This is a genomic window from Parasutterella secunda (genome assembly GCF_024733725.1).
In the GTDB taxonomy this organism is placed as follows: domain Bacteria; phylum Pseudomonadota; class Gammaproteobacteria; order Burkholderiales; family Burkholderiaceae_F; genus Aphodousia; species Aphodousia faecalis.
In genome coordinates, this window is record NZ_JANRHP010000002.1 from 172,955 (window position 1) to 186,023 (window position 13,069).

A 13,069-nucleotide genomic window follows, 5' to 3' on the forward strand; every position below is an offset into this window, starting at 1 on the left:
GCTCCTTTTCTTTTAGAATTTTCTCGTTTTTCAGTTAGAAAAAGGTGCAGAGATGGATCAAACAATACAAAAGCAACTCCCGGGATGGACATTGGAAGATGCTTACGGGACTGTTCAAGACAAGCGCTTTCAGGATGAATTACAAAAGATTTATGGTGAAATAAAAACATTACGTGATTTATTGCCCACGAATCCAACAAAAGAAAATGTATTGCAATGTCTTCCGATTTACGAAGATGCTGTTGAGGGGATTAGTTCGCTAATTTCTTTTTCCTACTGTGCTTCAAGTGCCGATATAACGGATTCGGCGGCAGCCGCTGCTTACGCGCAAACACAAGCTTTATATGCAGAACTGGAATCCATTGCCTCGCCCCTTTTTGCCAAGCTGGGTTCAATAGCGGATAACGATCCATTTTGGGAAAATTCTATTGTTTCTCATTGGCAATTTAATGCTCGTGAAAAGAATAAGTCCTGGCGTCAGGGTCTGGATTCAGCCACAAACGAGATTATTAATAAATTTGCCGCAACGAGTTTTTATCCTGTAGACGCCATGTATAAGCGCTTAAATAAGTCCATGCGGGTACAGGCTCAAAACAGTCAAGGAGAAACAGTTCACCTTACGCATTCTCAGTGTGTTGGAGTTTTGAAGGGGGCTGATGATCCTGTTTTGAGAGAAACAGCTCAGTTGGCAGTCAATGATTGGTACAAAAAGCAAGCCGGCTACTATGTGGATTTATTAAATCTTCTGCATGGTTTCCGTAAAGTACAATTTTCATTGGCGGGTTTATCCGATTGGATGCAACCGAGTCTTGAACAAAACCGCATCAGTAAAGAAGCTCTTCAAGCCGCTTTGGGGGCGATTAAACACCGTCAACCGCAAATACAGCAGGCTATAACGGTACGTGCCCCTTTCTTTGGGCGCAACGTAATGAAAGCTTGTGACTTTTTTGCTCCGATGCCCAGTTCTTCGATTAAAGAAACGCCCTACATTCCCTATGAACAAGCTATACAGACTGTCAAAGCCTCCTTGCAGGAAGTTAATCCAGATATTCCTGCCTTTATTGACATGATGCTTGAAAAACATTGGTTGGATGCCAAGGTTGATTCTAAAAAAGCGGGCGGCGCCTTTTACTCCCGTTTCAATCGGTTAAAGCAGCCACGGGTGTTCACAACCTATTTAGGCAGTTTTGGCTCTGTATTACAGCAAGCTCATGAATTGGGACATGCATTTCATTATTGGGTGATGCGGGATCTGCCAACCAATCAAACCGAGTTCCCGATGACTCTCACGGAGGTTGCCAGTACATTTAATGAAGCGAACGTCAGGCGTTATTGTGCTCAACATGCCCAAAATAATGAAGAGCGCTTATCAATTTTGTGGCAAGAATTAATCAGTTGTGCGAACTTTTGCCTGCAGTTACCCGTTCGAATGGGATTCGAAACACGCTTTATTGAAAAACGTCAAACGGGGCTTGTCAGTAAAGAAGAAGCTGAGACGATGATGCAGCAGGCTTGGCACGAGTATATGGGAGAGGCCATTGAGGACAGCGATCCGTATTTATGGTGCTATAAGCTACATTTTTACATGACCGATCAATATATCTACAACTATGCCTACACGATCGGTTACTTAATTTCACAAGGACTCTGTCTTGAACAGAAAAAACGAGGAAAAGATTTCCCTGAGTTTTATCGAAATTTCTTGAGAGATACGGGGCGGATGACAGTAGATGAATTGATCAGCAAACACATAGGCCTTGATGCAACAAAGGAAGATTTCTGGAATTTATGTTTGGATCAGGCCTGTGGATACATTAAAGAATTTAAAACACTGATCAAGTCAAAAATTTAAAATAAAGGGGCCTTTTTGATAAAAACAAAGAGGCCCCCATTTAAGCTAAACCGCGATACCTTTCTTAATCCAGCTGGGGCGTTTTGCTTCGTATTGCGCGATGGCTTTTTCGTGCTCAAGGGTCAAAGAAATGGCATCTAATCCTTCAAGGATGCAATGTCTTCTAAAGGGATCCATTTCAAACGAGTAGTGCTTATCTCCAACGGTTACGCTGCAATTTTCAAGATCAACTGAAATTTGCATACCGGGATTGGCTTTGAGCGCTTGCATAATCTCATCGATTTCTTTTTCAGTTAAACGGACGAGTAAAAGACCGTTTCCCAGTGAGTTATTGGAGAAAATATCCGCAAACGAGGAAGCGATGACAGCACGAATACCAAAATCAAGCAGTGCCCAAGGTGCGGCTTCACGGCTGGAACCATTGCCGAAATTGTGGCGGGCTACAATGAATTGGGCTTTTTGATAGCATGGTTTATTGAGGATAAAGTCCGGATTGGGCATATTTTCGGCTTCGTCCAAATAACGCCAATTATGAAAAAGGTGTTTGCCAAATCCCTTACGATCGACCGCCAACAAAAACTGTTTGGGAATGATCTGATCGGTATCAATGTTGGATGCGTCCATCGGAGCAGCCACCGCTGTCAAACTTGTAAATTTATGCATGCTGCTCTCCTTTATTGCAGGTAATCTCGAACATCAACAATTTTCCCGTTGATAGCCGCCGCTGCCGCCATCGCAGGACTCATCAGGTGGGTGCGGCTGCCTCGCCCTTGTCGACCAACAAAGTTGCGGTTGGAAGTGGAGGCAACGCGAGAACCGGGAGCGGCAATATCGTCATTCATCCCCAGACACATGGAGCAGCCGGGAAGCCGCCACTCAAAACCGGCGTCTTTAAATATTTGATCCAATCCCTCTTTTTCTGCCTGAGCCTTTACGGCCATTGAGCCGGGTACTGCTAAAGCACGGATACCTTGAGCGATGTGTCGACCACGAAGAACTTTAGCTGCTTCACGAAAATCCTCAATTCGTCCGTTTGTGCAAGATCCGATAAAGACGGTGTCAATCGGGACGTCCTTGATCGGTTGACCGGCATCAATTTGGATGTAAGCTAAGGCGGCTTCAATGGAATGACGCTCTTGCTCATCGTCACATAACTTAGGATCGGGGACATTGTCAGTGATATGGCAGACTTGGCCAGGGTTGGTTCCCCAAGTAACCATGGGGGTTAAGTGACCGGAGTCAATAGTTACTTCTTTATCAAACACTGCATCTTCATCACTAGCTAAAGACTTCCAGTAGCGAACGGCTTCATCCCAATCCGCGCCTTTCGGGGAATAAGGACGGTCTTTAAGATAAGCAAATGTTGTTTCATCGGGTGCAATCATGCCCGCTTTCGCACCGATTTCAATAGCCATGTTAGAGAGCGTCATACGTGCTTCCATGGATAGAGCACGAACACCGTCGCCTGCGAATTCAATGGCGTAACCAGTGGCGCCAGCCGTTGTGAGAACACGGGCGATTTCCAAAATAAGGTCTTTGGCATAGACACCTTCGGGGAGCTTGCCGACACAATTGATTCTCATGGTCTTTAATTTGGCCTGTTTGATCGTTTGTGTAACCATGACATGCTCAACTTCACTGGTGCCGATTCCGAACGCCAAGGCTCCAAAGGCACCGTGCGTTGCGGTGTGGGAGTCGCCGCAGACAAGTGTTGTTCCCGGAAGAGTAAAGCCCGTTTGAGGACCGATGATATGTACGATGCCTTGATTAGGATGACCGAGACCAAAAAGCGTCACGCCAAAATCTTCGCAATTTTTAATCAATGTGGTCACCTGCTTTTTGGCTACGCACGAACAGGCGTCAATGGTCGCTTTTTGAGTGGAAATGTCGTGGTCCATGGTGGCCATCATCAGTTCGGGCCGACGAAGAACCCGACCGGCTTCCCGTAATCCGGCAAAGGCTTGGGGACTGGTTACTTCGTGGACGAGGTGACGGTCAATATATAAAAGCGGTAGCTCGCCCTCGGCCTCATAGACAACGTGAGCATCGTAAACTTTTTCGTATAGTGTTTTACCCATGACTATTCTCCTAAACGCTCAATGATGGCTTGTCCCATTTCCACCGTGTTGACCACTTGAGCGTCGGGCATGGCACGGGCTAAATCAGCGGTGATAATTTGATCCTGAAGGGTACGGGCGACCGCATTTTCCACGTCTTGAGCCGCAGCATTTTCACCAAATGAATGTCTCAGCATCAACGCCATTGACAGAATCTGCGCAATGGGGTTGGCAATGCCTTTACCGGCAATGTCAGGAGCTGAACCTCCTGCGGGTTCGTAAAGACCGAAAGTCCCGGAAGCCAGCGAGGCAGAGGATAAAAGTCCCATGGAACCGGTGATCATTGCGCATTCATCGGAGAGAATGTCTCCGAACATATTGGAGCAAAGCACAACGTCAAATTGAGCGGGGTTTTTAATGAGCTGCATGGTGGCGTTGTCGATATAGAGGTGTTCAAGTGTCACCTCGGGATAGTCTTGAGCAACCTCTGTGACGACTTCACGCCATAAAACCGAACTAGCCAAGACATTGGATTTATCAATGGATGTTACTTTCTTTCTTCGTCCCATTGCCACTTTAAATGCAACGCGTGAGATTCGTTCAATTTCTTTTCGGCTATAAACTTCCGTGTCGTAGGCGCGTTCATTCTCACCCTCTCCTTCACGTCCCTTCGGAGTGCCGAAATAGATGCCGCCGGTGAGTTCGCGAACGACGATGGCATCAAATCCTTGAGCAGAAATATCTGAACGCAATGGGCTTAACGCGTTTAAGCCTTGGAAAATTCTGGCCGGCCTCAAATTGCAGAAAAGGCCGTAGCGTTTACGCAGTGGCAAAAGAGCTCCAGCTTCGGGGCGTAAATGATGCGGAAGATGATCCCACTTGGGACCGCCCACGCTGCCAAATAAAATAGCTTGCGCATTGTCACAGGCTTTAACAGTGTCTTCGGGCAAAGGCTTGCCGCAGTGATCAATGGCTGCGCCTCCTACTAAATGTTCTTCGCGTGAAACGGTAAAGCCATGTTTTTTGCCAACGGCATCCATCACTTTGAGAGCTTCTGCCATGACTTCAGGACCGATGCCGTCACCGGCTAAAACAGCAATGTGGTAATTCTTTGACATGAATAAATCCTTTCGATAAATCTTTGTTTTAAGCCTGTTGTTTTTCGCGTTTCTTTTCAATCAAACGGGCTCGTTCAATGATGTTGCAGGCGTCGATTAACGCAAGAGCTGAAGCTTCGATCACATCAGTGGAAAGTCCCATGCCGTGGAAGATTCGACCTTCGTAATCAACGTTGACATTAACTTGACCCAGGGCATCCATGCCAGCGCCGTTGGCCTTGATGGTGTAGCTTGTCAGTTTGCAGCGAATACCGGTCAAACGAGTGATGCAGTTATAGACCGCGTCCACGGGACCGTTTCCGATACTGGATTCCGTGCGGGTACGCTTACCTACTTTCAGGCGAACGCTTGCCGTCGGAATAGCACCATGGGCGCCGCCACTCATGACATTGATCGTGTCAAGCTTGAAGTAATTTTCATTGGCTTCATCACGCTTTTGGAAAAAGAGTAGGGCTTCCAAGTCATAATCGAAAACCTGACCTTTTTTGTCGGCCAGTTGCAGGAATCGATCATAGATATCATTAAGATCGTAGCTGTCGTCAGAGTAGCCTAGGTTTCTTAAGCAGGCTCGGATCATGTGACGGCCGGAGCGAGCTGTCATATGCATGGTGTTGCCGGTAAAGCCCACGCTTTCAGGCGTCAGAATCTCGTAAGTTTCTCGGTTCTTCAAAACACCGTCTTGGTGGATACCGGAGCTATGAGCAAAAGCGTTAGAACCGACAATCGCCTTATGAGGCGGTACCGGTTCGTTGCAGATTTTGGAGACAAGAGTGGACGTTCTGGCGATATTCTTGGCAACAATATCGGTATACAGCCCTTTAAGGAATTTTTCTCTTAACTTAATGGCCATAACCACTTCTTCAAGTGAACAATTGCCGGCGCGCTCTCCTAATCCGTTCATACAACATTCGATTTGCCGAGCGCCGTGGCGGATGGCGGTGAGGGAGTTGGCGGTAGCCATCCCCAAATCGTTGTGACAATGCACAGAAATAATGGCCTTATCAATATTGGGCACACGGTTAAAGAGGTTGGAGATAATGTCGCCGAATTCTTCAGGTAATGTGTAGCCGACAGTGTCCGGAATATTGATGGTTGTTGCGCCGGCATTAATGGCGTTTTCGACCATTCGGCAAAGATAGTCTATCGGGGTACGTCCTGCGTCTTCACAGGAGAATTCAACATCATCGGTGTAGTTTCTGGCTTGTTTTATGCAAGCGGTAGCCATTGCCATAATGTCATCACGGCTCTTTTTCAGCTTGTCCTGGACGTGAATGTCTGAGGTGGCGATGAAAGTATGAATACGGAAATGTTTGGCATCTCTCAGCGCATTTCCACAGGCATCCACATCTTTGGGAACGCAACGGGCAAGCCCGCAGGGAATGGCGTGTTTAAGGTTGCGGGAAATTAGCTGAACAGATTGGAAGTCACCTTCTGAGGAAATCGGAAAGCCGGTTTCAATGACATCAACTCCTAATTGATCCAGAGCCATGGCAATTTGAAGTTTTTGCTGTGAGCTTAAGCTTTGCGGTAAAGCCTGTTCGCCATCGCGCAAAGTTGTATCAAAAATAATAATTTTATTGGGATCGTAGTGTTGAGCCATAAATTCCCCTCGATGCGAAAAGACGAAGTTTTGCAATGTGAAAAATTTACGACTTCAGGGATTTTGTGTCAATAAGTATAATGTATTAGTCTATTTTTTAAAAATATAAGATATTGAAAATAAATAAAAAATAATTTCAAAAATTAATAAATTTGTAAGATTTTGATTTGCAAAAGATACTATTTTTGTAAAAAGGTATTTTGCTATTAAGGAAGATTTTGATTTTTTTTGAGTGTGAAATTGGATACAAAAATGCCCGCGTCTGACAAGCAACGCGGGCAATGACTCAGAATCCGTACAGTAACCAGTCTTGGCTGGGTTTGGATCGTTTGTCATGTTCACCGAAAAGATGGGGTGCTAAGTCAGCTAGCGCTTTTCGGTAGACATCGTGTTTGAAATCGATGACATCGCGCAATGGAACCCAGTAATCATTCCAACGCCATGCGTCAAACTCTGGTTGGGAAGAAGCGAAAAGATTGATTTTCGATTCTGGTCCAACGAGTTTTAACAAAAACCAAATTTGCTTTTGTCCGCGGTATATCGAACGGTCAGCACGTCTGAAAGGTTCGGGAACATCGTAATAGAGCCACTCACTCGTATGAGCGATGATTTTAACGTCATCGGGCGTTAAGCCGATTTCCTCATTGAGTTCACGCATCAGCGCTGTCTCAATATCCTCACCTTCGTCAATACCTCCCTGGGGAAATTGCCAAGCCGGTTTTTTCAGTCGTTTGGCCCAAAATACCTTTTTGTCGTCATTGGTTAAAATAATGCCGACATTCGGACGGTAACCGTCGCTGTCCAACATGAAAGGCCTCAAAATCTCTAAAATTACTCTTTTACTTTTACCAAGTGCATGGTAAAAAGTGCACATCAAAAAATTGTACCTTAATTAGCGAGAAAACAATGCGCGCTCGTTCCTTTTTTATTTCTACATTAAAAGAAGCTCCGTCGGATGCCGACATTGTGAGCCAACAGTTAATGATTCGCGCCGGCATGATCAAGAAGCTGGCTGCGGGGGTCTATACCTATATGCCGATGGGTTTGCGTTCCCTTCGTAAGATCGAGAACATTATTCGTGAAGAAATGAATCGCGCGGGTGCGATTGAATTGTTGTTGCCGATGGTGCAACCCGCCGAACTATGGCAAGAGTCTGGCCGTTGGGAAAAGTATGGTCCGGAACTTTTGCGCTTTAAAGATCGTCATCAACGCGATTTTGTGATTCAGCCCACCTCTGAAGAAGTGATTACCGATTTTGCTCGTCAGGAAATTCGCTCTTGGCGTCAGCTCCCGGTAAACCTCTATCAGATCCAAACGAAATTCCGTGATGAACGTCGTCCGCGTTTTGGTGTAATGCGTGGTCGTGAATTCACAATGAAAGATGGTTATTCATTTGACCGTGACCAAGAAGGTGCGTTGAAGTCCTATGACAAGATGTATGAGGCCTATCAACGTATTTTCACCCGTTTGGGTCTGACATTCCGTGCAGTGGCGGCCGATACCGGTTCTATTGGTGGAGACCGCTCGCACGAATTCCAAGTCATCGCGGATACCGGTGAAGATTTAATTGCTTATTGTCCTGACAGTGATTTCGCGGCCAATATTGAATTAGCTCCGGCACCCTGCTTAATTGCCAAGCGTGCAGAGGCCAAGGAAACGATGCAAAAAGTTCCGACGCCCGGTAAGGAAAAGTGCGAGGATGTGGTGGAACTTTTGGGCCGCGAATTGACTTCTTCAATGAAGTCTGTTGTTTTGGCTGCCGAACGTTTTAATGAAAAGGGTGAGGCCATCGAGCCGCAAATCGTGATGATTTTGCTTCGAGCCGATCACGATTTAAATGAAGTGAAGGCTGGGAAACTTCCTGAATTAAAGGAAGGATTCCGTTTTGCTACGGATGCTGAAATCATTAAGGCGTTTGGTTGTAAGCCGGGTTACTTGGGACCTGTCGGCATCAAGGACGATATCGTTGTGTACGCGGACCAGACGGCCGCCAATATGACTGATTTTATCTGCGGAGCTAACGAAGAAGGTTTCCACATTACGGGTGTGAACTGGGCAAGGGATTTGCCGGAACCCAAAGTGGCCGATTTACGTAACGTTGTTGAAGGGGATGCTTCTCCGGATGGTAAGGGCGTACTGAAGCTTCAACGCGGTATCGAAGTGGGTCACGTGTTCTACTTGGGAACGAAGTATTCTCAAGCGCTCAATGCCACTTATTTGGATGAAAACGGTAAGCCTCAAGTTTTGGAGATGGGTTGCTATGGTATCGGCGTATCGCGTCTTTTAGGTGCTGCCATTGAACAAGGACACGATGAACAAGGCATTATTTGGCCGGAATCCATCGCGCCGTTTACAACGGTCATTTGCCCGATGAACTATTCCAAGAGTGAAATGGTGCGGGAAGCGGCCGATAAACTCTATGAGGATTTGAAAGCAGCCGGCGTAGATGTGATTTTGGATGACCGAGAAATGCGCCCCGGCGTTATGTTCGCAGAGTGGGAATTGATCGGTATTCCCCATCGTATTGTGGTTGGTGAACGCGGTCTCAAAAACGGAGAAGTGGAGTATGCCAATCGCCGTACCATTAAGGAAAAACAAATGGTCAAAACTGAAGAAATTGTCAGCTTTCTTTTAAAGCAATAAACAATTTTCTTCGTTAAAAAAGCTCGGTGACTGGGAAGTTTTCCGAGCTTTTTAAAGGGTAAGAAAAACCGCTCGAAAACGAGCGGTTTTTCTTTAGAATCGCGAGTCGCTGATTAGCGCTTGCAGCACTTCTTCTTAGAAGCAACAGCAGCCTTGAAAGCGGCGCCAGCGGTGAACTTCGGCAACACGGTGGCCGGGATCTTGATCGTTTCGCCCGTGGAAGGATTGCGACCTTCGCGAGCAGCGCGCTTCGTGGCCTTGAACGTACCGAAACCGATCAATTGGAAGCCGTCACCCTTGGCAACAGCCTTAACGATAGCTTCAAACACAGAGTCAACGATGCGACCGGCTTGAGCCTTGGAAAGTTCGTTTTCTTCAGCAACGATAGCGATGAGTTCTTGCTTGTTCATTGGAATTCTCCTAAAAAAATGAGCATCAGAACGATGAACGTCTTTAATATACTCCATCTATTCCCTTTAAAACCAGAGGGTTGCGTTAAAAAATGAAAGAAAAAGGGTAATTTTTATTGATTTGAATTAAAAACATAACAAAAATGTAGCAAAAAGGAGACAGTAGTCGCCTTCAATGCCCCAATTAGCAGGCCTTAAACTCGAAAACTAAATAAAAAAACGCTCCAAAACAGAAGTTGTTTCGGAGCGCTTTTTTCAAACACAGTTTCTCTATTGAGCGACCGCTTTTGTTTGAGATGGATTTTTCTTTGAAACGTCGATTAAACGGCGGAAAGTTTCAGAAGACAATGTAATTTGCTTGAGGACCGCTGCTCGTGTTTTGTCGTTGATTCGATCACTGCCCGCGCCGTGAAGAATCTCAAGGAAAAGATCTGCCAGTTCGCTTTTAACCGTGTCAGGTTTGATTGCTTTAGCGATCAATTTTTGTTTAGCGTCCTCGTAACGGTTGATTTGTTCATCCGACAATCGTTTGAAGATTTTATCGGCCATCACTTCTTCACCGTGATAATTCATTTGGAAAAGCGTTTTTTTTACGAGTTTTTCATTTTCCCGGTATTCAGGACAGTTATCCAAGGTGGTTCGAATGGCAGTGGCTTGTAAAAGTGCGCTCCAGAGCGCCTTAAACATGTCATAAGGACCGGGATTTAAAAAATCAAATAAGGGCAATTTTGCCTTTGAGACTCGAGCTGCTTCACGAGCGGTAAAGCGTACTAAGTCGCGAATGCAACCGCCATAGGTGTAGCCTAAATCTTCTGCAAATTGGTTAGTAATGATTTTGCTCATTTCCGAAAACCTAATAAATTAACGTTTACTGTCCACCGGGTCAAAGGTGAGCTGAATCGTCCTGGGGGGATTGCCCGTCGGATGATTCGGGAATGGGTTACAAGCGCGGATAGCGCGTTCCACGGCTTGGTCAAAGGCGGGCAGACCGCTTGCTTTGAGCAGGCGAGGAGCACCGGCTTGACGGCCGTCGTTCAAAAGGTGCACTTCGTAGACCGCTTTATATTGTCCTGCCTTCATATTGGGGGCAACGGCAAAAGCAATATTGGGACGAATGCACGCAATGATTCGTGAGCTATAGAGCGCCGATTGAGGTCCGCCCGCTTGAACCGTGACCCCGGCCACATTTTGTTGAGAAGAGGCTTGAAGCTCTTTTAATTGTTCGCGTTGCATTTGCTGAGCCAGGCGTCTGGCTTGCTCGCGTCTGCGTTGTTGAGCTTCTTCTTGGCGCTTTTTCTCTTCGGCCAAGCGCTTTTCTTCCAACTTTTTCTGTTCTTCAAGGCGACGCTGCTCTTCTTGAAGACGCTTTTGTTCTTCCAGTTGGCGTTGCTCTTCTAATTTTTTCTGCTCTTCGAGTTTCTTTTTTTCTTCCTCTTGCTGACGAATTACATTTTCATCAGGCGTTTGCTCGACGGGCTTTTCAACCTTCGCTGGCGGCGGAGGCGGAGGCGGAGCGGGCTCGGGTTCTGGCTCCGGCTCCGGCTCCGGTTCTTCTTTAGGAGGTTCTGTCTTTTGCACTTCTTTGGGTGGTGTTACAGGAGTTACGTTAGCCATTTGTGAGGGAGACCAAAGCTCCGCGTACACCACATCGGTGCTTTCAGTATTCCATTGGAAAACAAAAAACAGACCGATAAAAAGAATCGCATGCATGAACAAAGCCAGCACAAACGGCAGCCCCCAATGGTTGGGCTGTTGTGGCTGTTGTCGGGATGCATCATTTTTTTGTTGATGAACCGCCGGTTTGTTCTTCTTTAATGGATTCACGGCTTATTTCTCAACTTTCAAAGAAAGACCGACTCGGGCAATGTCTGCCGCTTGAAGTTGCTTCATAACATTGACGACTTGTTCATATTGAACGACTTTGTCAGCAGCAATGACAACCGGAATATCAGCACGTCCTTCTTGTGCTTTTTTCACGGTCGCAATGAGACCGGGCATATCGACCGCCAAAAGCTCTTTGCCTTTTCTGACAGACATGGCACCTGTCGGGTGCACAATCACTTCAACAATTGCCTCAGGTGCCTTTTCTGCTTTTTTGACACTGGGCAAATTGACTAATGACGGGTTCACGAACGGAGCGGCTACCATCAAGATAACCACGAGCACAAGCATGACGTCAATGTATGGAACAACATTGATTTCTGCCATTAGTCGACGAGAAGAACGTCGAGAGGAACGCAGACCTTCCATAATCAGCCTCTTTGACGTTGAAGAATGTTTTGGAATTCTTCAGCGAAACTTTCGTAGCGATTGGATAAACGTTCCACGTCATTGGCGAAACGGTTATAAGCCGCAACAGCAGGAATAGCGGCAAAAAGACCAATTGCCGTTGCAACCAATGCTTCGGCAATGCCGGGGGCGACTGTTGCAAGAGAGGCGTTATCGAGCGCGGACAAACCCGTAAAGGCATTCATAATGCCCCAAACGGTACCGAATAAACCGATGTAGGGAGAGACGGAGCCGATCGAAGCCAAAGTGGGTAAGCCGCTTTCAAGGCTATCCATTTCACGTTGATAGGTGGCACGCATGGCGCGACGGACACCATCCAGGGCTTCGGCAGAACCTCGGGTCGAGAGTTTGAGAAACTCAGTCATTCCGGAGGCAAAGATTCGTTCCTGTGTGCCGGAGTGTTCACGGTGATTTTGAGCGTGCTCGTAGAGTTTATTGAGTTCTGCACCGCTCCAGAAGCGACTTTCAAAATCTTCACTCAGTTGTTTGGCTTGGCGAAGCTGGAAGAATTTCTGAAAAATTCGAGTCCAACTGATTAAGGACAGAATAATCAAAATGGCCAAGACTGCCTGAACCACGACACTGGCGTGTGTGAGCAAAGACAAGATGGACATGTCGGCACTAGCGTTCATAAAACTTCCTTTATTCGGTTGCGTTGGGGTTAACAAGCAACAGTTTTTCAATCGTTTCAAAAATAGGCGAGGGGATTGCTGTTGGTACGCCTTTAAGCGGATCAATACAAACAACACGAACTTCAGCGGCAGTCATCAGAGTCTCCCCCTTGTATGCACGCTGATCGAAAACAAAACTCGCCCTTCGCAAGCTCTTTAATGTTGTTCGGATCTCTAACTCATCGTCGAGCTTGGCCGGACGCTTGAATTGGATTGATAAATCCGAGACAACAAAAGCGCAAGTTTTCATTTCTAAAAGAGCGTTTTGGCTCCAGCCTAAACTGCGCAGAAACTCGGTGCGTGCTCTTTCAAAAAATTTGAGGTAACTTGCGTGATAAACCACACCGCCCGCATCAGTATCTTCAAAATATACGCGGGCACTCCAAATAAACTCTTGCGAAATAGGGGTTGGCATTATAACACGTTGTT

The 13,069-nt window shown here is 46.4% G+C and carries 13 protein-coding genes; 2 read left to right on the forward strand and 11 right to left on the reverse strand.

Annotation, left to right across the window (positions count from 1 at the left end):
- Nucleotides 1-52 precede the first annotated feature (52 nt).
- Entirely contained in the window at nucleotides 53-1,852 is a 1,800-nt protein-coding gene (locus NW199_RS02695; protein WP_258333561.1) for a M3 family metallopeptidase, read from the forward strand.
- Nucleotides 1,853-1,897: 45 nt separating this feature from the next.
- On the opposite strand, the gene leuD is transcribed toward NW199_RS02695, so the two are convergent.
- The 5 genes from leuD to NW199_RS02720 form a co-directional block, all read right to left on the reverse strand.
- Entirely contained in the window at nucleotides 1,898-2,515 is a 618-nt protein-coding gene (leuD, locus tag NW199_RS02700; RefSeq protein ID WP_249092474.1) for a 3-isopropylmalate dehydratase small subunit, read from the reverse strand.
- Nucleotides 2,516-2,526: 11 nt separating this feature from the next.
- The gene (gene leuC / locus NW199_RS02705) at nucleotides 2,527-3,930 is read right to left on the reverse strand and encodes a 3-isopropylmalate dehydratase large subunit (protein ID WP_258333562.1); all 1,404 of its coding nucleotides are present in this window, start codon (nucleotides 3,928-3,930) and stop codon (nucleotides 2,527-2,529) included.
- 2 nt (nucleotides 3,931-3,932) lie between these two features.
- On the reverse strand, nucleotides 3,933-5,027 hold the full coding sequence (gene leuB / locus NW199_RS02710; RefSeq protein WP_258333563.1) for a 3-isopropylmalate dehydrogenase: 1,095 nt from the start codon (nucleotides 5,025-5,027) through the stop codon (nucleotides 3,933-3,935).
- 28 nt (nucleotides 5,028-5,055) lie between these two features.
- Nucleotides 5,056-6,627, reverse strand: coding sequence for a 2-isopropylmalate synthase (gene leuA, locus NW199_RS02715; RefSeq protein WP_258333564.1), 1,572 nt, complete (start codon nucleotides 6,625-6,627; stop codon nucleotides 5,056-5,058).
- 286 nt (nucleotides 6,628-6,913) lie between these two features.
- The gene (locus NW199_RS02720; protein WP_022472950.1) at nucleotides 6,914-7,435 is read right to left on the reverse strand and encodes an RNA pyrophosphohydrolase; all 522 of its coding nucleotides are present in this window, start codon (nucleotides 7,433-7,435) and stop codon (nucleotides 6,914-6,916) included.
- Between the two features lie 98 nt (nucleotides 7,436-7,533).
- Here NW199_RS02720 and NW199_RS02725 point away from each other — a divergent pair, with 98 nt between their 5' ends.
- A complete protein-coding gene (locus NW199_RS02725; RefSeq protein ID WP_258333565.1) occupies nucleotides 7,534-9,270 on the forward strand; it encodes a proline--tRNA ligase in 1,737 nt (578 codons plus the stop codon).
- A 113-nt stretch (nucleotides 9,271-9,383) separates the two neighbouring features.
- On the opposite strand, the gene NW199_RS02730 is transcribed toward NW199_RS02725, so the two are convergent.
- From NW199_RS02730 to ybgC, 6 genes are all read right to left on the reverse strand, one after another.
- Nucleotides 9,384-9,680: an HU family DNA-binding protein gene (locus tag NW199_RS02730; protein ID WP_022472952.1), complete on the reverse strand. Its 297-nt coding sequence runs from the start codon at nucleotides 9,678-9,680 to the stop codon at nucleotides 9,384-9,386.
- Between the two features lie 270 nt (nucleotides 9,681-9,950).
- On the reverse strand, nucleotides 9,951-10,523 hold the full coding sequence (locus NW199_RS02735) for a hypothetical protein (protein WP_022472953.1): 573 nt from the start codon (nucleotides 10,521-10,523) through the stop codon (nucleotides 9,951-9,953).
- An 18-nt stretch (nucleotides 10,524-10,541) separates the two neighbouring features.
- Entirely contained in the window at nucleotides 10,542-11,504 is a 963-nt protein-coding gene (tolA, locus tag NW199_RS02740) for a cell envelope integrity protein TolA (protein ID WP_258333566.1), read from the reverse strand.
- A 3-nt stretch (nucleotides 11,505-11,507) separates the two neighbouring features.
- Nucleotides 11,508-11,930 carry a biopolymer transporter ExbD gene (locus tag NW199_RS02745; RefSeq protein WP_022472955.1) on the reverse strand — a complete coding sequence of 141 codons (423 nt, stop codon included), beginning with the start codon at nucleotides 11,928-11,930 and terminating at the stop codon, nucleotides 11,508-11,510.
- A 2-nt stretch (nucleotides 11,931-11,932) separates the two neighbouring features.
- Nucleotides 11,933-12,601 (reverse strand): protein TolQ, encoded by a 669-nt coding sequence (gene tolQ / locus NW199_RS02750; protein ID WP_258333567.1) that lies wholly within the window; start codon nucleotides 12,599-12,601, stop codon nucleotides 11,933-11,935.
- Nucleotides 12,602-12,611: 10 nt separating this feature from the next.
- Complete coding sequence (ybgC, locus tag NW199_RS02755; RefSeq protein WP_249092479.1) at nucleotides 12,612-13,055, reverse strand: tol-pal system-associated acyl-CoA thioesterase; 444 nt, start codon at nucleotides 13,053-13,055, stop codon at nucleotides 12,612-12,614.
- Nucleotides 13,056-13,069 lie beyond the last annotated feature (14 nt).